Genomic DNA, 22,668 nt, shown 5'->3' on the forward strand with positions numbered 1-22,668 from the left:
TTCAGGTGATAGAACTCGGAGAATTTGTAGGCTGAAAATTTAAAGTAAGGATAATTATATGGCTAATAAAAAAATGTTACAGATTCCGATTAATCGTTATGAAAAGCTGCCTTCTTGGCTGCAGGTGATATTATTTTGTTTTATGCTGCTTGTTTTTGAAATACTGGGCAGTCTGCTTGGAGCAGTTATTTTGGGTGTTTTGTCAGCACCTGTAGCTTTGCTGGATCCCGCCTTCGCAAAAAATTGGTTGAGTTCACTCTATTTTCAATTGTCTCTTTTTGCTTTTGTAACAATTTTAGTTTTAGTCTGGGTTAAATTTTTTGAAAAACGATCAATCAGCAGTTTAGGATTTATAAAAGAAAAATGGCTGATAGAGATAGGAAAGGGCTGGCTGGCTGGAACAGTTTTGTTTAGCTTATCCTTTGTTTTATCCTATTTTTTAGGAGGTTTGACATTTGAAAGAGTAGATTTATCTCCAGCGACACTGGCCTATGTTTTTTCTCTTATTCCTTTTTGGTTTGTCCAGAGTGGAACAGAAGAATTACTAACGCGCGGCTGGCTCTTGCCCAATGTTTATAAGCGGACCAACCTAGCGATTGCTGTTGCAGTTTCCAGCAGTTTATTTGGACTTTTGCACCTGGCAAATAATAACGTAACCATCTTATCTATAGTAAGTATTATTTTATCTGGCTTCCTGATGGCTCTCTATATGCTCAAAACGGATAATATTTGGGGTGTAGCTGGTTTGCATGCTGCTTGGAATTTTACTCAGGGTAATATCTTCGGAGTTGCTGTCAGCGGTCAATCAGCCGGTGCTTCAATTCTTCGATTTTCAGTAAACTCAGATGCAGCTGAGTGGATTTCAGGCGGTTCATTTGGTACAGAAGGCAGTTTGCTGGCCTGTGTTGTTTTGCTTTGCGGAATTGCTTTTCTAGCTGTTAGTTTAAAAAATGAAAAGTTGAACTGCTGCAAAAACGGTGAGCAAGAATGAGCTAATAAAAGAATGACTTAGCTTTATTTTAGTCTTCCGCTGTTTTTAGACCTATATTTTAAAAAATATTTTAGGAGATATTGGATCTCACTGTCAACTGTAGTGGGTAGACGAAAAGCTAAATCCAAGAGAGAATCGACTGATTCTCTCTTTTGATATATTTAAAGCAATGAAAATTTTAAATAGAAAAGCATTTAAGGACAAGAGGAATATAATTTGCAGACATGTCCATAGTCACAACTTTAACAGCCTTATGAACTTTTTTTCATACATTCAAAAAGTTTTATAATAGCTAAGTGGATTTACCCACTACAGAAATTATATTATATTTATAAAACGGCGCAAACTAACAGTTGGGGGTGCTTTTTTGATAAATGAAGGTCTGAAGATAAACTAGAATTTTAATAAGTTAAGTAAGGCTGAATATAAAAAGTAAAGAAGAAATTGTTAATAGCACACAAAATAGCTGACCTTTTTGTAAGTATGCGGTAGAATAATTTTAAAAGCCAAAAAAGAGACCGCTATGACAATAATGCGGAACCGGCAACTAGAAGAAAGTTACGTGCTGGTAAACACGATTAAGACGGATTGCAGCAGGAAGTTCCTGAGGCGTTTTGTGGTGATAAAACCTGTTTAATAGAGAGGATATGATGGAAATGACAAAGACGGTTGTTGAATTAATTCCCCTTTGCATGGAGGACAAGGAGCAATTTATTCTTGACAATCAAGAAGCGTTTACTTACGGGGCGCTGGAAGAGTTTGGCAGAAGGAATGACCATTTTGAAGAAGGTGGAGAGATTATCTCACGGGCCACCATTGCTAACTCAATTGACAGCGGTCAGGCCTACAGGATTTTATGGGATGGTAAGAAAGTCGGCGGTCTGGTCGTTAAAGTGGATGGTCAGCACGGCGAACTGGATTTGCTGTTTACAGCGCCTGCTTTTCACAGTAAAGGCATTGGCTATGCTGCCTGGTGCGAGGTGGAGCGGCTTTTTCCTGAGGTGAAGGTTTGGGAAACAGTAACTCCTTATTTTGAAACAAGAAACATCCATTTTTATGTCAATCGCTGCGGTTTTCATATTGTTGAATTCTTTAACAGCCATCATCTTAATCCTAATGATCCTGATAGTAGGCATGAACCAGAAGGTGAGCAGTTTGCGGATGGAATGTTTAGATTTCAGAAAAAAATACAAAATAAACTCTAATATATGAAAACAGCAGTGCAACTTGCCTGCTGTTTTGTCTATTTTTAAAAATATTTTAGTATTTCAAGGTTAATTCAATCCTAATGGTTTATACTAAATAACAGCAGATTTTAAAAGATAAGGGAAAGAAGTGTATGCGGATTCTAGTTGTTGAAGATGAGAAAGGCATTGCAGAAGCTATAAAAGCTATTTTAGAAGAGGGTCATTACGATGTTGATTTAGCTTTTGACGGTGAAATGGGAATGGATTATATTTTAACGGAACTTTATGATTTAGTTTTGCTGGACATCATGCTTCCCAAAATAGATGGTGTGACCGTCTTGAAGCGGGTACGTCAGCTAGGTATGGAGGTTCCTATCATTTTCCTGACAGCCAAATCTCAGCTAGAGGACCGTGTTGCAGGGCTTGACCTAGGAGCAGACGACTACTTGACTAAGCCTTTTGAGGCGGAGGAATTGCTGGCGCGCATTCGTGTAAGAACCCGCCAATCATCGGCGGCCAAGGTTAATCATCTCAAGCTGGGTAATGTCATTTTGAATTTGGATACCCGTGAGCTGACTGTGAGTGACCACGAAGTCAAACTCTCCAATAAAGAATTTCTACTCATGGAAACCTTGTTACGCAATCCCAAGCAGATTATTCCCAAAAGCCAACTGATTATGAAAGTCTGGGGACCCTTGGATGAGTCAGACTACAATCAACTAGAAGTCTTCATCTCCTTCTTGCGGAAAAAGCTGCGCTTCCTCAAGGCAAATATTGCCATCAAGACCACCAAGGGGGTTGGCTATTCTTTGGAGGAGGCTAGCGCATGCTAAAAAATCTGCGTAAGAAATTTGTCCTTATCACTATGTCCCTGATGACGGGCCTCGTTCTTCTCTTATTTATCATTAGTAATTACTATGACCGTTACTGGGATGACTATGATACCTACCGTATTGTTAAGGTCGTTGCCAATAATGGCTATGTTAAAAACTTTTCCAATGAAGCTATTGCTATAGTTTCCATTGATAAGGACGATAAGCCAACGATTGCTTCCAACTATACTTTGATGACCAATAAGGAAGTTAAGAAGGTTAGTCGTATCCTGATGAAGAAGGGTAAGAAGGGATGGAAGTGGCGTGATTATGTTTATAGTCTAAAAGAGCGAAATGATGGCACATGGCAGCTGGTATTTATTGACTTAAATAGTTATTCCAACCTAACTGATGAGCAATTTTTATTGACTGTGCTATTCACAATTTTTGGTTTTTTGCTGTTAACGAGCATCAGTATTTATCTGTCGCGCTTTATTATTCAGCCGGCTAAGGATGCTATTGACCGAGAAAAGCAGTTTGTTTCTGATGCTAGCCATGAATTAAAAACACCCATTGCCGCTATTCGAGCCAATGCTCAAGTGTTGCAAAATCAGACTGAACCCAATCGTTACTTGGATCACATTCTTTCAGAAACCAAGCGAATGGAGCATTTAGTGCAGAACTTGCTTGGCCTCTCTAAATTAGATGAGACTGAGCAGATCGCTAACTTTATTAGGATCGATTTGTCGAAAATCTGTGAGGAGATGGTTCTCAGCTATGAAAGTCTGGCTTATGAAGAGGGCAAACTGATTGAAGCCCAAATAACTGATGGTGTTTGGATTCTAGGAGAGGAGTCACAATTAAAACAATTAATTACAATCTTGCTGGACAATGCCATCCAGTATTCTCTGGATAAAAGTGTTATTCATATTAATCTGGCACAAGTGAAAAAGAAAGTTGTTCTGCAAGTATCGAATCCAAGTCAAACTTATTCAAAAGAAGTCATGGACAATTTGTTTGAACGCTTTTATCAGGCGGAAGGTTCTCGCCACAGCACATCAAGCTTTGGGCTTGGATTGGCTATTGCTAAGGGGATTGTTAAGCATCATCAAGGGCAGGTGAAGGCTTGGCAGGATAAAGGAGAAATGATTTTGGAAGTGCAGCTGCCAATCACATAAGGAGTTAATTAATGAAACCATTTGTTCAATTTGTATTGAGAACATTAGTTTATACTTTGATTTTCTTAATTTTAATTTATTTTTTCAGTTATCTGGGCCACGGTCAAGGTAATTTCATCTACAATGAATTTTAGAAAGGACAGATACATGCTGCACGATATGATTGACAATCTTGAGCATCTGGCTCAATCGCAGGGAGCTTTTCCCGTTTATAATATTTTGGGATACGTTCACACTTATACTGACTTGAAGGCTGACTCTGATTCCTTGGCGGCTTACATTGATGCTATGAAGCTGCCAGCCAAGTCAGCTGTATTGGTCTTTGGCGGCCAAGAGTATGAGATGCTGGCCAGTTTTGTAGCGCTGACTAAGTCAGGACATGCTTATATTCCGGTGGACCAGCATTCGGCCTTAGAGCGCATTGAGGCTATTATGGAAATAGCAGAGCCTAGTCTTATTATTTCTGTTGGGGACTTTCCGGTGGATATTAAGACTATTCCTGTCATTAAGCTGACGCAGTTAAAGGATATCTTTGCACAAAAGATTTCTTATGAGCTGACGCATTCTGTCAAAGGTGACGATAATTACTATATTATCTTTACCTCTGGCACGACTGGCAAGCCTAAAGGGGTGCAAATTTCTCATGACAATCTGCTCAGTTTCACTAATTGGATTATTTCAGCAGAAGCTTTCTCAGTGCCAGACCAACCGCAGATGCTGGCACAGCCGCCTTATTCCTTTGACCTGTCAGTCATGTACTGGGCACCGACTTTGGCTAAAGGAGGCACGCTTTTTGCCCTGCCAAAAGAATTGACAATAGATTTCAAGCGTCTCTTTGACACTATCAACCAAATGCCTATCCAAGTCTGGACATCAACGCCGTCCTTTGTAGACATGACCATGCTGTCAAATGACTTCAATGATGAGAGTTTGCCGCACTTAACTCATTTTTATTTTTGCGGGGAAGAACTGACAGTCAAGACAGCCCAAAAACTTCATGAACGTTTTCCAAAAGCCCGTATTGTTAATTCCTATGGTCCGACGGAAGCAACTGTTGCCCTATCAGCTCTTGCAGTGACTGATGACCTACTAAAAACCTGTAAGCGCCTGCCAATTGGCTACCCTAAGTTTGACTCGCCAACTTTTATCATTGATGAAGAAGGCAGACAGCTCCCTCATGGGCAGCAGGGTGAGATCATCGTAACTGGTCCTGCTGTGTCCAAGGGCTACCTCAACAGTCCGGAACGCACCGAGGCTGCCTTCTTTGAATTTGATGGACTGCCCGCCTACCATACCGGTGATGTGGGTAGTCTGACAGAGGAAGGTCTGCTTCTTTACGGAGGCCGTGTGGATTTCCAAATAAAATTTAACGGCTATCGCATTGAGTTAGAAGAAGTATCGCAAAATCTTAATAAATCCCGGTATGTCAAGTCAGCCGTCGCTGTGCCCCGTTATAATAAAGATCACAAGGTGCAAAACCTATTAGCCTTTGTCATTCTTAAGGAAGGTGTCAGCAAGCAGTTCAGCCGAGAATTGGATCTAACCAAGGCTATCAAAAAAGATTTGAAAGACATCATGATGGACTATATGATGCCGTCTAAGTTTCTTTATCGCGACAGTTTGCCGCTGACGCCAAATGGGAAGATTGACATCAAGGGTCTGATGAGTGAGGTAAACAGCCGATGATCAACTTTCTCCATCAGCTGCCTCGCTTAGAGGCCTACAGCAATCCCCAGTACTTTATCTATTTGATTGCGGCAGTTACGCCCATTTTTGTCGGTCTTTTTTTCAAGAAACGTTTTCCAGTTTATGAAGCGCTGGTCAGCCTGGCTTTTATTGTGCTCATGCTGACAGGGAAACACCTTTATCAGCTGGCTTCTCTTTTGGCCTATGTCATCTGGCAGATTGTGTTGGTTTACAGTTACAAATTCTATCGTAAGACGCACAATAACAAGTGGATTTTCTACCTCTGGGTCTTCTTGTCCGTCTTACCACTGGCCTTTGTGAAAATCAGTCCGTTAATTGAAGTGGAAAAGCGTGCCTCGCTCTTTGGTTTTTTAGGAATTTCCTACCTGACCTTTCGTGCGGTGGGCATGATTATGGAGCTGCATGACGGGATACTGACAGGCTTCAGCCTTTGGCAATTCTTGCGCTTTCTGCTCTTCATGCCAACTTTCTCCAGCGGTCCAATCGACCGGTTTAGACGCTTCAACGAAGACTATGAGAATATCCCTGAGCGGGAGGAATTGCTGGAACTGCTGGAGCAGGCTGTCCATTATATTATGCTGGGGTTTCTTTACAAGTTTATTCTGGCTTATATTTTTGGTCAGGTGCTCATGAATCCTATCAAGGTAATAGCTCTGCAACGAGGCGGTATTTTTAACCTACCGGCACTTGGTGTCATGTATACTTACGGTTTGAATCTCTTCTTTGATTTTGCAGGTTATAGCATGTTTACGCTAGCTATTTCCAATCTTATGGGCATTAAGAGTCCAGTCAACTTTAATCAGCCTTTTAAATCACGTGATTTGAAAGAATTCTGGAATCGTTGGCACATGAGTCTATCGTTTTGGTTTCGGGACTTTGTCTTTATGCGCCTGGTTAAGGTCATGGTCAAAAACAAGGTTTTTAAAAATCGCAATGTAACATCAAGTGTCGCCTACATCATCAATATGCTTATCATGGGCTTCTGGCATGGGGTGACTTGGTATTACATTGCCTATGGTCTTTTCCACGGATTTGGTCTTGTTATCAATGACTGGTGGCTTCGCAAGAAGAAAAAAATCAACAAGGAGCGAAAAAACAAGGGACAAAAGCCGCTTCCGGACAATAAATGGACCAAGACTTTGGGTATCGTCATTACCTTTAATACAGTCATGCTGTCTTTCCTGATATTTTCAGGATTTTTAGACCAACTCTGGTTTCCAAAGCTGCCAATGAAGCCCTAAGAATTCTTGACAGTAGCTTTTCTAAGCAGCGGGGATCTTGGTAGTTATTTAAATTTTCTATTTTATGATAATGATAAAGTCGCCCTTAAAACCGTAGTTTTCAGACGAAAGACCGACTACCTCAAGATTGACTGAAAAAAAGAAAGCTATTTTTTAAATATTAAGTACAGCTTTCACTTTGATCAGCTATAAAAAAATTAACCAACCTGCGCTGACAGCCTTATATTTATCAATTGGTTACGCTCTAAAAGCATCGTGAAAAGATAAACTTGCTATCACTTTCTTAATGGGCTTTGTATCTTAACTAACTGAACACGGGCTAAACGCTGTGTCAAAAAGATAGAAATCCTAGAGTCTTGAGGACTCTTCGGCTTTCTCCTATTTTGACTTTGCGTTCTTAACGCCCTTTGTATCTTAATTAAAGGAGTAATTGACAATGGATGTAAAATCAGAAGTATTAGCAATTATTGATGATCTTTTCATGGAAGATGTTTCTGACATGATGGATGAAGACTTGTTTGATGCGGGTGTGCTTGACAGTATGGGAACTGTTGAGCTGATTGTAGAGCTGGAAAACCGTTTTGGCATTACGATTCCCGTATCAGAATTTGGCCGTGATGACTGGAATACTGCCAATAAAATCATTGCCGGAATAGAGGAACTGAGCCATGCTTAAACGCCTCTGGCAGATTTTAGGTCCTGTTTTTTGCGCTCTGCTGTTAGCCTTAGCCCTCATTATTTTTCACCCTAGTGCTGTAAAGTACTCTTTGACGGCTGAAAAAAAGGATGCGGTGGCTCTGACTAAAACTAGTTTTAAAAGCAAATATAAAAAAGTTCGCGCACTGACAGACCCCAAGCAGCGCTTTGTACCTTTTTTTGGCTCAAGTGAGCTGTCACGGCTGGACAAGATGCATCCGTCAGTTTTAGCGCAGGCCTATCATCGTAATTACACGCCTTATTTATTGGGACAAAAGGGTGCAGCATCTCTGACACATTACTTTGGCATCCAGCAGATTAGCAGAGAGCTTGAAAATAAGCAGGCTGTCTATATTATTTCACCACAGTGGTTTGTAGCCGAGGGCGCCAATTCTCACGCTTTTCAAAATTATTTTAGCAGTAGTCAGTTTGTTGATTTTTTGCAGAATCAGACCGGCAGTCCTTATGATCGATATGCTGCTAAACGTTTCCTGCAACTCTATCCAGATTCAGAATTTAAACCATTAGCAGAAAAAACAGTGAAAGGAAAAGAAATAAACTCTTTCGATCGGTTCTGGCTGACTTTAAAAGAGAAAATTTTAGCCAAGGAAGATGCCTTTTTCAGCGATTTGTCATTTTTTGATGGCTATAAGAAAAAAGTTTTATCTCAGACGGCTGATTTACCTTCCGAATTTTCCTATGTTGCATTGAAACGGCTAGCTACTGAAGAAGGGAAAAAATCAACGTCTAATAATAGATTTGGCATTGAAAATACTTTCTACAGCATGCGTGTGCAGCATCAGCTTAAAAGATTGCAAGGGTCGCAAAAGTATTTTGATTATACTAAATCTCCTGAGTACAACGATTTACAGCTAGTATTGAACCAATTTGCGAAAACCCATACCAATGTTCTCTTTGTTATTCCGCCTGTTAACAGTAAGTGGGCAGCTTTCACAGGACTTAATCAGACTATGTATCAAAAAGCTGTCGCTAAGATTAAGTATCAGCTGCAGAGTCAAGGCTTCACCAACATTGCCGATTTTTCAAAAGATGGCAGTAAACCCTACTTCATGCAGGATACCATCCACATGGGCTGGAACGGCTGGCTAGCACTGGATATGGCGATCAGATCCTTTCTCAGTGAAGAGACAAATGCTCCGGCTTATATGATTAACGATCGTTTCTTGAGCAAAGACTGGGCCGATTTTACAGGTCAGCCGGATAAATTTTAGAACGGCTGAGAAAACTTTCATTTTATAGCTATTTAAAAAAGCATATTTCTGTAAAGTATGGGACTAACAAATGCATGAAATCCAAAACGACTTCATGCATTTTTGTATATCGTTCTAAGGAGTCTGCTGAGTCTCTTGTATCTTTATTCCGTTATTTCACTAAATTCTCTCTATCTCCCCAATTATCGTTGCAGCAGGACATGCAGAAGTTAAAAAAGAAAAAGGTTTGCAGCGGAAATATTGTAAATGCTGATTTGTTATCTTAAAAAAGAGAGCAGGTATTTCTACAGGAATTTTTACATAGGCTACCTGCTCTTTGCATATTGATGATAGGGTAACTTGGAATTTGATAATAAGTTGGTCTTTAGGAACAACTGAAAATGATGAGACAAAAATGATGCCTTCAGGAATATACAAAATCAGCAGAAGTCCTGCCTTTCTTGAGATTTATTTGCTTTATCTTGGATAAGATAATAATGTGATAGCCGAGCTATCTTCTGGAAAAGTGTTATAATAAAATCAAAGTTAATAATCACAGGCCGTGAAGAACCAGGGAGCTTTGCTGATAAAAAAATAAACAGTAAAATCTATCTGATGATAGTTATTGCTATTGGTCAGCTCAGACGTGAGTACTATAGTTAAATAGGTGAATTTAAGTTGGTTCAGCCTTGTTGAGAAGCTGTAGTCTGCTACTTATGGACTGTTTTAGGCGACAGTATGACTGGCGGCCTATAAGAAAGAGAATTACCAGCTGAATGTAGAAAGGAAAAATGATGACTGATAAACATTTGCACGAAATTCGTGTGTTTGAAAATTTTGATATGGTTTCGTTTGAAAAAGGCCATGTAGTTGTAACGACAGAAGTAGTAGATAAATCCTTGAATTATTATGGCTTTGCACATGGCGGTTATATCTTTACCCTGTGTGACCAAATCAGTGGCTTGGTCTCTATTTCAACTGGTTTTGATGCAGTGACACTTCAATCCAGTATCAATTATTTAAAATCTGGCAAACTAGGTGATACGTTACTAATTGATGGACGTTGCGTTCATGATGGTCGGACAACAAAAGTAGTTGATGTTACGGTAACCAATCAGTTAGAACAAGAAGTGGCTAAGGCTACCTTTACTATGTTTGTGACAGGCGAGCATGCGAATGATTGACCCTTTGTTTTGCAATCAATAAAGCGCATGCCAATGGGAGAACAATCTGATGAAAAAAATAATTATCTGGATTTCAGCCATTTTTCTTGTCATTGTTCTAGCTGGAGGTATCTATATTATGGGGTGGGGAATGCCGGGAAATGTCCTGCATGCCAAAATCAGCTACGGACACTCTAAAATCTACACCCTGAAAGATCGAAAAGCGGCTGCTAATCTGATAAGAAGAAATTTCATTACCTTTAATGGCTGCCGTCTGGAAACATTGGACTATACTTCAGATAAAATATCTCAGGAAATGTTAGCATCAAAAAAACATAGGGATGCTGACAGGTATAAGGAGAAGTATGATAAAAAAGACGCTTCCAAGACCTATGATGAGTGCATTGTTTACCAATCAAGCTTCAGCACAGACGGCTGTCCTGATGCAGGTTTTAGCGCTAATAGTCATTACAGTCATTGGAATTGGATTTTGGTCAGAAAAAAAGGCAGCCCTTGGCGGCTTTACAGCTACGGGCACGATTAAAATTAAAGTGGAGGTTAGATAATGTCCTTGTTTAGTTGGTTTAAGAAAAAGCAGGCTCTCCAAAATTTTGAACCTGGTCTGTCTTTGACGAGCCATAAAGTTGATATTTTAAGTCCTAATTTAAAAGAAGTCAAAGAAGCTGTTTTAGCCGCTGATGAACCAGAAGGTTTTGTCACCTTATCTTGGACTAGTATCAGTGGAGATTGTTCCTTTATTCAAGCGCTTTGCTTTGATGGCACTTACCTTATTGAATATCGAACGAATGATTTAAAAAAGGGCTATGTCTATAGAAAGACGAATGTCTCAACAGAAGAAACGTTACAGCTCTTTCAGTCATTTTTTGAAAATCAGACGCTTACTCTTGATGATACTTGGTCTCAAGTTAAGGTCTATTAGTATAACAATTTTTCGTGAAAGGAGCTGACATGACAGCATATAAGCATTTAGTTCAATATTATGAAACGGATCGCATGGGTATTACCCATCATTCAAACTATATTCGCTGGATGGAGGAGGCGCGTGTTCATTTTTTGACAGAAATCGGCTGGCCCTATGATAAATTGGAAGAAGAAGGCATTATCTCTCCGGTTGTTTCAGTCAGCTGTCAGTACCTGACAACGTCAACCTTTGCGGATGAGATTAGCATTAGTGTTAAAGTAGAGCAGGTCAAGGCTGCCCGTCTCATTCTCACATATAAGATGATCAATCAAAAAGATGACATAGTTTGTCAGGCACAATCAGAACACAGCTTTTTAGCTCAAAGCGGTACTTTTGTCAATATTAAAAAAGAATACCCTGACTTTTACAGCAAGTTATCAGAACTCAGTCAGTCTTGACAATAAGATCTTGACAAACTAAAACAACCCTTTTTAAGTTTATCGATGATATAATGAAGTAAAAAGCATAAGGAGGCTCATTATGACAATTGCTATTACGGGTGTGACAGGAAAATTAGGCGGTAAGGTTGCCAAGCTCATTTCAAAAAACGGACTTTCAGCCAGACACCTTGCCCGAAACCCGCAAAAGGCGGCTAACTATGACAATGCTGAAGTTGTCAGGGCTGCTTTTGAAAATTCTCCAGAAGCCATTAAAGCTCTAAAGGGTATTGATACCTTATTGATGGTATCTGCTTCAGAAAGCCCCGATCGCTTGCAGCAGCATTTTGATTTCATTGATGCAGCGGCAAGTGCAGGTGTTAAGCATATTATTTATACTTCTTTTTATAATGCCAATGCTGAGGCCACTTTTACTTTAGCGCGTGATCATGCTAAGACAGAAAATTATATCAAAGAAAAAGGTTTTGTCTATACTTTTTTGAGGGATAATTTTTATTTGGATTTCTTTTTAGATTTATGTTTAGAAAATGGTGAAATTCGCGGACCAGCCGGCAATGGGAAAGTATCTGCCGTAGTTCGGCAGGATGTTTCTGAAGTGGCTGCAGCAATTTTAGCCAGTCCTTATAAATGGGAAAATCAAACATTAAACATGACCGGACCGGAAGATTTATCTATGACTGATATTGTTCAATTTGTCGGCAAACAAAGGGGGCAAAACATTCCTTATATCAATGAAACACTTGAAGAAGCTTATCAGTCACGCAAGGCTTGGCCGGCAGAGCAGTGGGAATATGATGCCTGGGTCAGCACCTATACAGCTATTCAAAAAGGCGAACAAGCAGGAGTTTCTTCTGATATCGAGCGTGTCCTCGGACGTCCGGCTACCTCTTTGCAAGAATTAATGAATCCCAAAAATGACCTGAGATAAAGGAATGATTTTGTAAGGGAGGAATTCATGATTGTATTAACTTATTTAGATGCTTATCAAACTAAAAAGAAAGCTTTTTTAACAGCCTTGAAGAATTTATGCTGTCACTCAGCGGCTGTGTAACCCTGCCGGATGCTTACCAGGTTGTGTCTTTAACTTATAAAGGACAAGATATTGGTTACAAAGGAGTGGTTGGAGACTTATACCGAACAGTCAGCCAGATGGACTGGAAACAGTTTGAGGCAAATTAAATCTGGCTGCTAAAAGACCTGCTTGCCAGAGAAGAAAAAATACTAAAAGCAGGATAACTGTTTATCGAAACAGATTATCCCGCTTTTGGTCTTTTTTAATCTAACTTATCAAGAAACTTTTTAATATCAACAATGACGCGCGTGTGTTCTCCCTTACCGATGAGTTTGTCACCTTCGTAAACCTCAATATTGAAGCGGGAGCGCCGACCGTCTTTCTCAACATCTAAGATTCTGACTTCCACCGTTTTTCCAATTTTAGTAGCAGCTAAGTGCTGAACGGAAATTTGAGCACCGACCGTTGTTGCTGATACGTCTAAGTCTTCTTCACAATACAAAAAAGCAGCATTTTCTATAAAAGCAATCATACTGGGAGTTGATAAAACGTTAAGACTGCCCGAACCCCAATTCATAGCTGAGTGTTCAGGTGTGGTGACATAAGACTTACTGTAAATTGACATACTTGCCTCCTTTTATTGTAGAGAGAAGTGGGACTAGGAAAATCACAATGCACTTTTTCGTTTTTAAGCTTATGAAAAAATTTCCAGTAGATAATTTCTTTTGTCCCACCCCTGTTATTTTAACTTTAACACATTTAAAAAGAAATCACAAATAATTTTTGGAAGCGTTTCCCGTTGCTTGCTGTTTGCTTATTCCTGTAATTCATGGTAAGATAAATAAGATAAAACGCTGTGAAAGAGGTAAAAAAATTGGCTTTTGGAGATAATGGACCGCGTAAGAAAACACCGTTTGAAAAACTGACCTTAGTTGTCGTTATCATTATGGTTTTGGTTACTGTTGGAGCACTGGTTCTTAGTGCACTTAGCGCCGTTATTTAAAAAGAAACGCTTACGGGCGTTTTTTTAAGCGAATTACAATAAGGTAGAAAAGTTATGAGCATGTTTTTAGATACTGCTAAGGTTTCAGTAAAAGCTGGCCGCGGCGGTGATGGTATGGTTGCTTTCCGCCGTGAAAAATATGTCGCTAATGGCGGTCCTTGGGGCGGTGATGGCGGCCGCGGCGGCAATGTCATCTTTGTCGTTGATGAGGGACTTCGCACTCTCATGGATTTTCGCTACAACCGCAAATTTAAGGCGAAGAACGGTGAAAAGGGAATGACTAAAGGGATGCACGGCCGCGGTGCAGAGGATCTTTATGTACACGTACCGCAAGGAACAACTGTTCGTGATGCAGAGACTGGCAAAGTGATTACTGACTTGGTAGAAAATGGTCAAGAGTTTATCGTAGCTCATGGCGGCCGCGGCGGCCGTGGTAATATCCGTTTTGCAACACCGCGTAATCCTGCTCCGGAGATTTCTGAAAATGGGGAACCCGGTGAAGAGCGTGAATTAGCCTTAGAATTAAAAATCTTAGCTGATGTTGGTTTGGTTGGTTTTCCTTCAGTTGGGAAATCAACTCTTCTCAGTGTTATCACAGCTGCTAAGCCTAAGATTGGCGCCTATCATTTCACAACCATTGTCCCTAACTTGGGCATGGTGCGTACCAAATCAGGTGATTCTTTTGCTGTGGCTGACTTGCCGGGTTTGATCGAAGGGGCTAGTCAAGGTGTTGGCCTTGGTACACAATTCCTTCGCCATATTGAGCGTACTCGTGTTATCCTACACGTGATTGATATGTCAGCCAGTGAAGGTCGTGATCCTTACGAAGATTATTTGGCTATTAATAAGGAATTGGAAACCTATAACCTACGTTTGCTGGAACGCCCGCAAATCATTGTGGCTAATAAGATGGATATGCCTGAGGCTGCAGAAAATCTTGAAAAATTTAAGGAAAAACTGGCTGCTAACTATGATGAATTCGAGGATCAGCCACCAATTTTTCCTATTTCAGGTATTGCTCACCAAGGATTGGATGCACTTTTGGATGCGACAGCCCAGCTTCTAGATCAGACAGATGACTTTCTTCTTTATGATGAATCGGACATGCAGGAAGAAGCTTACTATGGTTTTTCTGAGGAAGAGAAGGCCTTTGATATTTCACGTGCAGACGATGCCTCTTGGATACTTTCGGGTGAGAAGTTAGAAAAACTCTTTGTCATGACCAATTTGGAACGCGATGAGGCTATCATGAAATTCTCACGGCAATTGCGAGCTATGGGGGTTGACCAAGCCCTGCGTGAACGCGGAGCTAAAGACGGAGACATCGTTCGAATCGGAAACTTTGAATTCGAATTTGTGGATTAACCTGCCACTTGTCGTTGATAGCTTAGCTATCTAACGACAAGAAAGCAAGCTCTATGGAGCCTTGCTTAGGCAGCTTACTAGCTCGAAAATGGCTTAGTATCGAACTCATTTTCTTACGTCGTAGTTTGTATTTTAATGACGTGTTTGATTGCTGTGCTGGTTTGCTTAAATAGGAATTGTGATGATTCACAATTGAGCTTATATTACATTTTACTGGAGGTTCTTATGGGTGATAAACCGATATCTTTTCGAGATAAAGATGGTAATTTTGTATCAGCAGCCGATGTTTGGAATGCTGAAAAGCTAGAAGAACTTTTCAATACTCTTAATCCAAATCGACGTTTGCGCTTAGAGCGTGAAAAATTAGCTAAAGAAAAAGCAGGCGAAGTCAAGGAACAAGAATCATAATGCTTGCCTTACTTACCTGCATAAAACTCGCTTTTCAATTTTTAGGCTCATGAAAAAACTGTCCACTGGACAGTTTTTTTAGTATTTTTGAAGGTCTTTGTCAGTCAATTGATAACGCAGATTAGCAACGTCATCAATGAATTTTCTATCGTGAGAAACACTGATAATACAGCCCTTAAAATTTCTTAAAAGTTCTCTGATTAATGGCTGACTAGTTGGTGAAAAATGCCTTGTCGGCTCATCAAGAATTAAGATATGATTTTGGGCTAAAACCATACGTGCTAAGAATAATTTTGCTTTTTGCCCACCTGAAAGCTCAAGGACGCAGTGTTCCATTTCTTGTCTTGTAAATTGAAGGCTGGCAAGGAGTGTTCGAGCTTTTTCGCTGTCTGATACCTGTGTTAAAAATGTTAAAGCGGTCATTTCTTTGTGAAAAACACTATCGTAATCTTGTGGCATATAACCGATTGAAAAATGATTTTTATCTAGCTCTTGGTAAATTTGTGTGAGCAGACGTGTTTTTCCGCTACCGTTTCTCCCAGTAATCACCAGTTTATCTTGACCTAAAATGGTTAAACTGACTTTTTGGCCAGTTGATAAATCATGATTGTCCCAAGACAGAAGTTTTTTCTTTTTATCGAGAGGGACAATATCATCAAAAAATAGTTTTATACTATCCATTTCTTCAGGAAAATCGGTCATTTTTTCCTCTTCTTTGGCATAGCGTTTTTCAAGGGATAAGACATTTTTCATCTTTTTAGCCGCTAATCTCCCCATAGTGCTATCATGAGTATTTCGCACATTATATTGCGCCGCCTGATGAAGCCGTTGCATTTTAGCGTCTCTTTTAGCTTTCATACGGCGGTCATTTTTGGCTTGTCCCAGTTGTTTGGTGTAAGCTTTGTGACGATAAGTCATATAGTCTGTGTAATTTCCTGAAAAATAGCTTGCGCGAGCAACTTGACGACGCTTTATTAACTCAAGGTGTAGAATAGCGGTAGCAGTTTTTTCTAGCAGAGCTTCATCATGAGAGATAAAAATAATTGTCTTGTCAGATGATTGAATGAATGCTTGTAAAGTATTAATTGCCTGCGCATCAAGGTCGCTAGAGGGTTCATCTAGCAGGAGTAAATCATTATTTTTACCAGCTAATTTAGCCAGTTGCAGTTTTAATTTTTCTCCGCCAGATAAGCTTTTCAAAGTCTGATTTCTACTTTCTAAGATTTGAATATCCAAATCTAATCGCGCAGCCATTTGATAAAAAGCATTGAAATCGAAGCTAACATAATCTAAATCATCATAAAGAAATTCTGAAACTGTCATCTTTTCTTGTTTTTGTGACAAAGCTTGTGGTAAATATCCAATTTTGGGAAAATGATTGTCAATTTTTCCCTCAAGGATACTGTAGTTGTCAATTAGTTTTGGAGACAAAATAGCCTTTAAAAGTGTTGACTTCCCAGTACCCTCTTCGCCAATAATAGCTAATTTATCTCCAGAATTGACGATTACATTTAAATCAGAAATTAGCTGTCTTAAGTCTTTAAGATGTGTAATTGTTAAATGATTAATCTGCAGCATAAGAACCTCACTTTCAATAAAAAAACTCTCTACCAGATCAAGTAGAGAGTGAGGCTCAGTTTTATCAAATCAAAAAGCAACCCAATAATGGTAACAAACGACCAGTAATTGGAATTGAAAATGAATTAAGAGCACACTAAAAACAAAACTTGATATGGTAGTATCAAAAATTCTGTTCTTAGTTGTTCATTGCTCCTTTTCCTCCTGAATGTTAATTTGATATTAGTTTATCAAAAGGTGCTATAAAAGTCAAAGGTTATAGTAGGTAGTACTAACAGCAGGTAACGTAAAAGGTCGAGATGTTTTAGCATCCGACCTATATAAAAAGGTTATGACGCAAAAGGAGTAGGTTCGATAATAACCTGCTCCTTTTGCTAATAAGTGAGTTAGGGAGTGAGACAGAAATTAGTAGTTTCGTAGAAACTTGATTTCGTCGTCTCACCCCCGCAAAGTTGAGTAGGGTTGTAAAAGCTGATTTATCAGCGCATTAGAACCCACTCAACCACTGCGCTTTGCAATTGTAACTAGATAACAGAAGAGCTTGAGAACTTTTTGTCTCAGCCTTGTGGAAAACTAACAGCTTTAGCTGTTAAGTTTTCAGCTGTTAAGTTTTCTTACTCAGTTACACATTCAACACCTTATCCAAGAAGTCTTTTAGGCGCGGGTGTTGTGGGTTGTCGAAGATTTGTTCTGGTGTGCCGTCTTCGAGGAATTCACCGCCGTCAGTAAAGATAACGCGGTTGGCAACTTTACGAGCAAATCCCATTTCGTGGGTTACAATCAGCATGGTCATGCCTTGTTCAGCTAAGTCCTTCATAACGTTGAGAACATCACCGACCATTTCAGGGTCAAGAGCCGATGTTGGCTCATCAAAAAGCATGATATCGGGATTCATGGCCAGACTGCGAGCGATAGCCACACGCTGTTTTTGTCCACCTGACAGGCTGTCCGGGTAGGCTTGAGCCTTGTCAGACAGTCCGACTTTTTCCAAAAGTTCCATGCCGTGTTTTTGAGCTTCTTCCTTAGATTCTTTGCCTAGTTCAATCGGAGCAAAAGTAATATTGTCAAGGACAGTCATGTGCGGAAAAAGATTGAAGTGCTGGAAGACCATGCCGATATTTTCACGAGCTTTATCAACATTGGTAGATGGGTCTGATAATTCATAACCATCTACAATTACTTTTCCACTGGTAACTGTTTCAAGAAGATTCAAGGTACGAAGAAAGGTTGACTTTCCTGACCCTGAAGGCCCGATGATACAGACAACATCTCCCTCATTAAATTGCACATCAATGCCCTTGAGGACTTCGTTTTGTCCGAAAGATTTATGCAAATCCTGAACATCAATTTTTAAATCAGTCATTAATTAATCCTCTTTTCTAAGCGTTTTGCCAGGCGTGTCAAGAGTGTAATGATTACAAGATACATCAAAGCAAGAATGGCATACATGCGGAATGATTGGTAGTTGCGGGCGATGATAATTTTGCCGGCTTGGAAAAGCTCAATCAGTCCGATGGCTGAGATAATGGTTGTATCTTTAAGCGAGATAACAAATTGATTGATGAAGTTGGGCAGCATCATTTTAAAGGCCTGCGGCAAAATAATTTTTTGCATGGTTGTCTTGTAGGAAATACCCAAACTGCGGCTGGCTTCCATTTGCCCAATTGGAACAGCTTCAATACCGCCGCGGACAATTTCAGCTATATAAGCACCGCCATTTAGAGTCAGAGCGATGGTACCTGCTACGAAGTCGTTGATTGGACTTTGGTGGCCGGTAATAGACTCAATCAGGTTAGGAATTCCCCAGAAGATAAAGGCCGCGACAATCATCAGCGGAATACCGCGCACGACATCAACAAAAATGGCAGCAATAACACGCAATGCTTTGTAAGGGCTGACACTCATCATACCAAAGAGAATGCCGACAATCAGAGCAAGACCGAATGAAAGAAGGGCTAAACTCAGGGTTGTTCCAAGGCCGGATAAGAGCTGTTTATAATTGTTGGTAATCAAGCCCCAAATGGTTGATTCATTGACAGCTGATTCTGATTTATCCTTTTGCTTATCATCAGACAGGTATTTATTGATAATTTTATCGTACTGACCTGATTTTTTTAGGGCTGCCAAACCGTTGTTAAACATTTGAATGAGCTCAGGATTATTGCCTTTTTTAACGGCAAAGCCATATTCGCCAGATTTTTCACCCGGAATCGGTGTTTCAAAATGACGTCCTTGCTGGATAGCGTATTTAAGCACAGCTTCATCATCCATGAGTGCATAGATAGAACCGGAATTCAGACTATCATACATGGTTGAAGCTTCATCAAATGATTTCAAGGAATAACCATACTTATCTTTGTTTTTTTCCAGAAAGGCGTAAGAAGCAGTTCCGTTTTTGGCACCCACTTTTTTGCCTTTTAAATCCTTGTAAGACACTACGTCGCTTCCTTTACGGACAGCAAGCAAGGTATTTGAAGTGTAGTAAGGATCTGAAAAATCGAAAATTTTCTTGCGCTCATCGGTAATAGACATCCCCGCCATAACGGCGTCTGCCTGACTGGCTTGGACAGTATTGAGAGCTGCATCGAAACCAGGATTTTCGGTTTTGATATTAAAGCCCTGCTGTTTAGCAATGGCCTTAATCAGCTCGACATCAATTCCAACGTATTTACCAGCATCATTTTGGAATTCAAATGGTGCAAAGGAAGAATCCATGACAATCTTATAGCTGCTTTTAACAGGTTTTGCCTTTGCTTTGGCATTGCCAGTACCAGTACTTTGAGATTTACTGGTATCAGCAGAAGCAGACTTAGAAGAAATCCACTTGTTCATGATTTCATCATAAGTACCATCAGCCTTCATTTGCTTTAAGGCTTTGTTGAAATCTTTGATGAGGTATTCATACTTGCTGCCTTTTTTGACGGCGAAGGCAAAGCTGCCGATAGGTTCGCCGTCCATTTCGATACGGAGATTTTGCCCCTGACTGATAGCGTATTGAGCAACGGGTTTATCATCCATAACCGCATCAACAGAAGCCGACTCTAGGCTGTTGTACATAGAATCGCCAGTGTCAAAGGACTTAATCTTAAAATCGTATTTATCCTTATTTTTTTCAAGGAAACTTTGCGCTGCTGTTCCGTTTTTAACACCAACGGTTTTTCCTTTTAGCTGACTGTATTTGGTAATTTTGTCCTTTTTGCGGGTAACGATGACAATTTTAGTATCATAGTAGGTATCTGAAAAAGTAAAGACCTTCTTACGCTCTTTAGTAACAGTTGTTCCTGCCATCAGGGCATCTGCCTGACCGGACTGAACGGCATTGACCGCCGCATCAAAGCCAGGAAAGGTCATCTTATAATCCCAGCCGCTGATTTCAGCCACTTTTTTAATAATATCTACATCAATGCCCTTGTAAACTTGGTCACTGTCCTTAAATTCAAATGGTGCATAAGTGGAGTCTGAAACAATCTTAATCGTATCAGCAGAAACTTTTGCGCCAAACATAAAAGCCAGTGTTAAAAATGCTGTCATAAGAGCAATTATCTTTCGCTTCATGTTCGTACTCCTTAATAAAAATTACTTTATTATACCAAACATTAGGTATTTAAGCAAACTTTAAGATATTAATGTGTCAGGTTTTCTGACATACACAGTGAGGCTTTTCGCTCTTAATTTTTTATCAGAATATGTTAGAATGAAAAAGAGGTAAAAACATGATTGATAAAGTTGAAAACAATAGATTTAAATTAGTTTCTAAATACCAACCATCAGGAGATCAGCCAGAGGCTATTGAAGCTTTGGTGGATAATATCGAAGGCGGTGAGAAAGCACAGATCCTGATGGGAGCAACCGGTACAGGCAAGACCTATACCATGAGCCAGGTTATTCAAAGGGTCAACAAACCGACCTTGGTCATCGCCCATAATAAGACGCTTGCTGGTCAGCTTTACGGGGAATTTAAGGAATTTTTCCCTGATAATGCCGTTGAGTACTTTGTATCTTACTACGACTATTACCAGCCAGAAGCTTATGTGCCGTCCAGTGATACCTATATTGAAAAAGATAGTTCAGTCAATGATGAGATTGACAAACTCCGCCACTCAGCAACATCATCCTTGCTTGAGCGCAATGATGTCATTGTTGTCGCATCTGTTTCTTGCATTTACGGTTTAGGTTCGCCTAAGGAATACGCTGACAGTGTTGTCAGCCTGCGGCCCGGGCAGGAGATTTCTCGTGACCGGCTCTTAAATGACTTGGTGGCTATTCAGTTTGAGCGTAATGATATTGATTTTCAGCGCGGTCGCTTTCGTGTGCGCGGTGATGTGGTGGAGATTTTTCCAGCCAGCCGTGATGAACACGCCTTTCGTATCGAATTTTTCGGCGATGAAATTGATCGCATTCGTGAAATTGAAAGTCTAACCGGCCGTGTTCTCGGTGAGGTTGACCACCTAGCTATCTTCCCGGCCACTCATTTCATGACCAATGACGAGCACATGGAGATTGCTATTGCAAGAATCCAAGAGGAGCTCAAAGAGCAGCTCAGACTCTTTGAATCAGAGGGCAAGCTCTTAGAAGCGCAGCGATTAAAACAAAGAACCGACTACGACATCGAAATGCTGCGGGAAATGGGCTATACCAATGGTGTTGAAAACTATTCCCGCCATATGGACGGCAGAACTGAAGGTGAGCCGCCTTATACGCTTTTAGACTTTTTCCCTGAAGATTTTCTGATCATGGTCGATGAAAGTCACATGACCATGGGACAGATTAAGGGAATGTATAATGGCGACCGCTCGCGTAAAGAGATGCTGGTCAATTACGGCTTTCGTCTTCCGAGTGCCTTGGACAACCGTCCCTTGCGCCGGGAAGAATTTGAAAGTCATGTTCATCAGATTGTCTATGTCTCAGCAACGCCGGGAGATTACGAACTTGCGCAGACAGACACGGTCATTGAGCAAATTATTCGTCCGACTGGTCTCTTGGATCCGGAAGTAGAAGTACGGCCGACCATGGGGCAGATGGATGATTTGTTGGGCGAAATTACTAGGCGTGCCGAAAAGGGTGAGCGGGTCTTTGTCACAACTCTGACTAAGAAGATGGCAGAAGACCTGACGGACTATCTCAAGGAAATGGGGGTCAAGGTCAAATATATGCACTCAGACATCAAGACCTTGGAACGTACTGAGATTATCCGTGACCTGCGTCTGGGCGTTTTTGATGTGCTTGTAGGGATTAATTTGCTGCGCGAAGGAATTGACGTCCCAGAGGTCAGCTTAGTAGCTATCCTTGATGCGGACAAGGAAGGCTTCCTGCGCAATGAACGCGGTCTTATCCAGACCATTGGCCGGGCTGCCCGTAACAGCGAGGGTCATGTTATCATGTATGCTGACACCATGACTCAGTCCATGCAAAATGCTATTGATGAGACCCACCGCCGCCGTCAAATTCAAATGGCCTACAACGAAGAACACGGCATTATTCCGCAAACCATCAAGAAAGATATCCGCGACCTTATCGCCATCAGCAAATCAACGGGCAGCGATGTAACAGAAGAAACCATTGATTACAATGCTATGACCAAATCTGAACGCCAAGAAACTATCAAAAAGCTGCAAAAACAAATGCAGGAAGCCGCCGAGCTGCTTGACTTTGAGCTGGCTGCCGAGATCCGCGATATGGTGCTGGAGCTCAAGGCTATGGATTAAATAAGATGAAAAGAATTCTTTAAGTTAAAAG

Annotated in this window: 22 protein-coding genes and 1 pseudogene; 19 read left to right on the top strand and 4 right to left on the bottom strand. The window is 40.5% G+C overall.

Going from position 1 to position 22,668, the window contains the following annotated elements:
* The first annotated feature begins 58 nt into the window (after positions 1–58).
* The 15 genes and pseudogenes from SRA_RS03710 to SRA_RS03780 all read left to right on the top strand — a co-directional run bounded on the left by SRA_RS03710 (position 59) and on the right by SRA_RS03780 (position 12,745).
* Complete coding sequence (locus SRA_RS03710; protein WP_003087801.1) at positions 59–991, top strand: CPBP family intramembrane glutamic endopeptidase; 933 nt, start codon at positions 59–61, stop codon at positions 989–991.
* A 647-nt stretch (positions 992–1,638) separates the two neighbouring features.
* On the top strand, positions 1,639–2,196 hold the full coding sequence (locus tag SRA_RS03715; protein ID WP_225310747.1) for a GNAT family N-acetyltransferase: 558 nt from the start codon (positions 1,639–1,641) through the stop codon (positions 2,194–2,196).
* Between the two features lie 134 nt (positions 2,197–2,330).
* Positions 2,331–3,011 carry a response regulator transcription factor gene (locus tag SRA_RS03720; RefSeq protein ID WP_003087804.1) on the top strand — a complete coding sequence of 227 codons (681 nt, stop codon included), beginning with the start codon at positions 2,331–2,333 and terminating at the stop codon, positions 3,009–3,011.
* On the top strand, positions 3,005–4,168 hold the full coding sequence (locus SRA_RS03725) for a sensor histidine kinase (protein WP_003087805.1): 1,164 nt from the start codon (positions 3,005–3,007) through the stop codon (positions 4,166–4,168). Before SRA_RS03720 ends, SRA_RS03725 begins: the two co-directional genes overlap by 7 nt.
* 11 nt (positions 4,169–4,179) lie before the next feature.
* The gene (locus SRA_RS03730) at positions 4,180–4,302 is read left to right on the top strand and encodes a teichoic acid D-Ala incorporation-associated protein DltX (protein ID WP_003087806.1); all 123 of its coding nucleotides are present in this window, start codon (positions 4,180–4,182) and stop codon (positions 4,300–4,302) included.
* Positions 4,303–4,315: 13 nt separating this feature from the next.
* Entirely contained in the window at positions 4,316–5,854 is a 1,539-nt protein-coding gene (gene dltA / locus SRA_RS03735; protein ID WP_003087808.1) for a D-alanine--poly(phosphoribitol) ligase subunit DltA, read from the top strand.
* Positions 5,851–7,116 carry a D-alanyl-lipoteichoic acid biosynthesis protein DltB gene (gene dltB, locus SRA_RS03740; RefSeq protein WP_003087810.1) on the top strand — a complete coding sequence of 422 codons (1,266 nt, stop codon included), beginning with the start codon at positions 5,851–5,853 and terminating at the stop codon, positions 7,114–7,116. Before dltA ends, dltB begins: the two co-directional genes overlap by 4 nt.
* A gap of 436 nt (positions 7,117–7,552) precedes the next feature.
* A complete protein-coding gene (dltC, locus tag SRA_RS03745) occupies positions 7,553–7,792 on the top strand; it encodes a D-alanine--poly(phosphoribitol) ligase subunit DltC (RefSeq protein ID WP_003087812.1) in 240 nt (79 codons plus the stop codon).
* Entirely contained in the window at positions 7,785–9,044 is a 1,260-nt protein-coding gene (gene dltD, locus SRA_RS03750) for a D-alanyl-lipoteichoic acid biosynthesis protein DltD (RefSeq protein WP_003087814.1), read from the top strand. Before dltC ends, dltD begins: the two co-directional genes overlap by 8 nt.
* A 773-nt stretch (positions 9,045–9,817) precedes the next feature.
* Positions 9,818–10,207, top strand: a complete 390-nt coding sequence (locus SRA_RS03755) for a PaaI family thioesterase (RefSeq protein WP_037610251.1) — start codon at positions 9,818–9,820, stop codon at positions 10,205–10,207.
* A gap of 49 nt (positions 10,208–10,256) precedes the next feature.
* On the top strand, positions 10,257–10,730 hold the full coding sequence (locus tag SRA_RS03760) for a hypothetical protein (RefSeq protein WP_003090633.1): 474 nt from the start codon (positions 10,257–10,259) through the stop codon (positions 10,728–10,730).
* 21 nt (positions 10,731–10,751) lie between these two features.
* On the top strand, positions 10,752–11,126 hold the full coding sequence (locus SRA_RS03765; RefSeq protein WP_003087819.1) for a hypothetical protein: 375 nt from the start codon (positions 10,752–10,754) through the stop codon (positions 11,124–11,126).
* Positions 11,127–11,155: 29 nt separating this feature from the next.
* Positions 11,156–11,566, top strand: coding sequence for an acyl-CoA thioesterase (locus SRA_RS03770; RefSeq protein WP_003087821.1), 411 nt, complete (start codon positions 11,156–11,158; stop codon positions 11,564–11,566).
* Positions 11,567–11,648: 82 nt separating this feature from the next.
* On the top strand, positions 11,649–12,494 hold the full coding sequence (locus SRA_RS03775) for an SDR family oxidoreductase (protein WP_003087822.1): 846 nt from the start codon (positions 11,649–11,651) through the stop codon (positions 12,492–12,494).
* Positions 12,495–12,521: 27 nt separating this feature from the next.
* A pseudogene (locus SRA_RS03780) lies at positions 12,522–12,745 on the top strand (DUF4649 family protein).
* A gap of 95 nt (positions 12,746–12,840) precedes the next feature.
* Here SRA_RS03780 and SRA_RS03785 read toward each other — a convergent pair.
* On the bottom strand, positions 12,841–13,203 hold the full coding sequence (locus SRA_RS03785) for a thioesterase family protein (RefSeq protein WP_003087826.1): 363 nt from the start codon (positions 13,201–13,203) through the stop codon (positions 12,841–12,843).
* A 249-nt stretch (positions 13,204–13,452) separates the two neighbouring features.
* Between SRA_RS03785 and SRA_RS09945 the strand changes: the two genes are divergently transcribed.
* From SRA_RS09945 to SRA_RS03795, 3 genes are all read left to right on the top strand, one after another.
* A complete protein-coding gene (locus SRA_RS09945; RefSeq protein ID WP_003087827.1) occupies positions 13,453–13,581 on the top strand; it encodes a DUF4044 domain-containing protein in 129 nt (42 codons plus the stop codon).
* A 54-nt stretch (positions 13,582–13,635) separates the two neighbouring features.
* A complete protein-coding gene (gene obgE / locus SRA_RS03790) occupies positions 13,636–14,946 on the top strand; it encodes a GTPase ObgE (RefSeq protein WP_037610253.1) in 1,311 nt (436 codons plus the stop codon).
* 225 nt (positions 14,947–15,171) lie between these two features.
* Positions 15,172–15,354 (top strand): hypothetical protein, encoded by a 183-nt coding sequence (locus SRA_RS03795; protein WP_003087831.1) that lies wholly within the window; start codon positions 15,172–15,174, stop codon positions 15,352–15,354.
* Between the two features lie 78 nt (positions 15,355–15,432).
* On the opposite strand, the gene SRA_RS03800 is transcribed toward SRA_RS03795, so the two are convergent.
* From SRA_RS03800 to SRA_RS03810, 3 genes are all read right to left on the bottom strand, one after another.
* Positions 15,433–16,932 carry an ATP-binding cassette domain-containing protein gene (locus SRA_RS03800; protein ID WP_003087832.1) on the bottom strand — a complete coding sequence of 500 codons (1,500 nt, stop codon included), beginning with the start codon at positions 16,930–16,932 and terminating at the stop codon, positions 15,433–15,435.
* A 622-nt stretch (positions 16,933–17,554) separates the two neighbouring features.
* A complete protein-coding gene (locus tag SRA_RS03805; protein WP_003087836.1) occupies positions 17,555–18,295 on the bottom strand; it encodes an amino acid ABC transporter ATP-binding protein in 741 nt (246 codons plus the stop codon).
* Positions 18,295–20,487 (bottom strand): ABC transporter substrate-binding protein/permease, encoded by a 2,193-nt coding sequence (locus tag SRA_RS03810; RefSeq protein ID WP_003087838.1) that lies wholly within the window; start codon positions 20,485–20,487, stop codon positions 18,295–18,297. Before SRA_RS03810 ends, SRA_RS03805 begins: the two co-directional genes overlap by 1 nt.
* A 158-nt stretch (positions 20,488–20,645) precedes the next feature.
* Between SRA_RS03810 and uvrB the strand changes: the two genes are divergently transcribed.
* Complete coding sequence (gene uvrB, locus SRA_RS03815) at positions 20,646–22,637, top strand: excinuclease ABC subunit UvrB (RefSeq protein WP_003087840.1); 1,992 nt, start codon at positions 20,646–20,648, stop codon at positions 22,635–22,637.
* Positions 22,638–22,668 lie beyond the last annotated feature (31 nt).

The organism is Streptococcus ratti FA-1 = DSM 20564, from assembly GCF_000286075.1.
GTDB lineage: Bacteria > Bacillota > Bacilli > Lactobacillales > Streptococcaceae > Streptococcus > Streptococcus ratti.

Bases quoted from the DNA above. Each gene is read 5' to 3' on its own strand.
- dltC (WP_003087812.1), top strand. From the start codon at position 7,553: ATGGATGTAAAATCAGAAGTATTAGCAATTATTGATGATCTTTTCATG.
- dltD (WP_003087814.1), top strand. From the start codon at position 7,785: ATGCTTAAACGCCTCTGGCAGATTTTAGGTCCTGTTTTTTGCGCTCTG.
- SRA_RS03810 (WP_003087838.1), bottom strand. From the start codon at position 20,487: ATGAAGCGAAAGATAATTGCTCTTATGACAGCATTTTTAACACTGGCT.
- SRA_RS03720 (WP_003087804.1), top strand. From the start codon at position 2,331: ATGCGGATTCTAGTTGTTGAAGATGAGAAAGGCATTGCAGAAGCTATA.
- SRA_RS03770 (WP_003087821.1), top strand. From the start codon at position 11,156: ATGACAGCATATAAGCATTTAGTTCAATATTATGAAACGGATCGCATG.
- SRA_RS03715 (WP_225310747.1), top strand. From the start codon at position 1,639: ATGATGGAAATGACAAAGACGGTTGTTGAATTAATTCCCCTTTGCATG.
- SRA_RS03775 (WP_003087822.1), top strand. From the start codon at position 11,649: ATGACAATTGCTATTACGGGTGTGACAGGAAAATTAGGCGGTAAGGTT.
- SRA_RS03730 (WP_003087806.1), top strand. From the start codon at position 4,180: ATGAAACCATTTGTTCAATTTGTATTGAGAACATTAGTTTATACTTTG.
- SRA_RS03755 (WP_037610251.1), top strand. From the start codon at position 9,818: ATGACTGATAAACATTTGCACGAAATTCGTGTGTTTGAAAATTTTGAT.
- dltA (WP_003087808.1), top strand. From the start codon at position 4,316: ATGCTGCACGATATGATTGACAATCTTGAGCATCTGGCTCAATCGCAG.
- SRA_RS03805 (WP_003087836.1), bottom strand. From the start codon at position 18,295: ATGACTGATTTAAAAATTGATGTTCAGGATTTGCATAAATCTTTCGGA.
- SRA_RS03800 (WP_003087832.1), bottom strand. From the start codon at position 16,932: ATGCTGCAGATTAATCATTTAACAATTACACATCTTAAAGACTTAAGA.
- SRA_RS03785 (WP_003087826.1), bottom strand. From the start codon at position 13,203: ATGTCAATTTACAGTAAGTCTTATGTCACCACACCTGAACACTCAGCT.
- obgE (WP_037610253.1), top strand. From the start codon at position 13,636: ATGAGCATGTTTTTAGATACTGCTAAGGTTTCAGTAAAAGCTGGCCGC.
- SRA_RS03725 (WP_003087805.1), top strand. From the start codon at position 3,005: ATGCTAAAAAATCTGCGTAAGAAATTTGTCCTTATCACTATGTCCCTG.
- SRA_RS03760 (WP_003090633.1), top strand. From the start codon at position 10,257: ATGAAAAAAATAATTATCTGGATTTCAGCCATTTTTCTTGTCATTGTT.
- SRA_RS03795 (WP_003087831.1), top strand. From the start codon at position 15,172: ATGGGTGATAAACCGATATCTTTTCGAGATAAAGATGGTAATTTTGTA.
- SRA_RS03710 (WP_003087801.1), top strand. From the start codon at position 59: ATGGCTAATAAAAAAATGTTACAGATTCCGATTAATCGTTATGAAAAG.
- dltB (WP_003087810.1), top strand. From the start codon at position 5,851: ATGATCAACTTTCTCCATCAGCTGCCTCGCTTAGAGGCCTACAGCAAT.
- SRA_RS03765 (WP_003087819.1), top strand. From the start codon at position 10,752: ATGTCCTTGTTTAGTTGGTTTAAGAAAAAGCAGGCTCTCCAAAATTTT.
- uvrB (WP_003087840.1), top strand. From the start codon at position 20,646: ATGATTGATAAAGTTGAAAACAATAGATTTAAATTAGTTTCTAAATAC.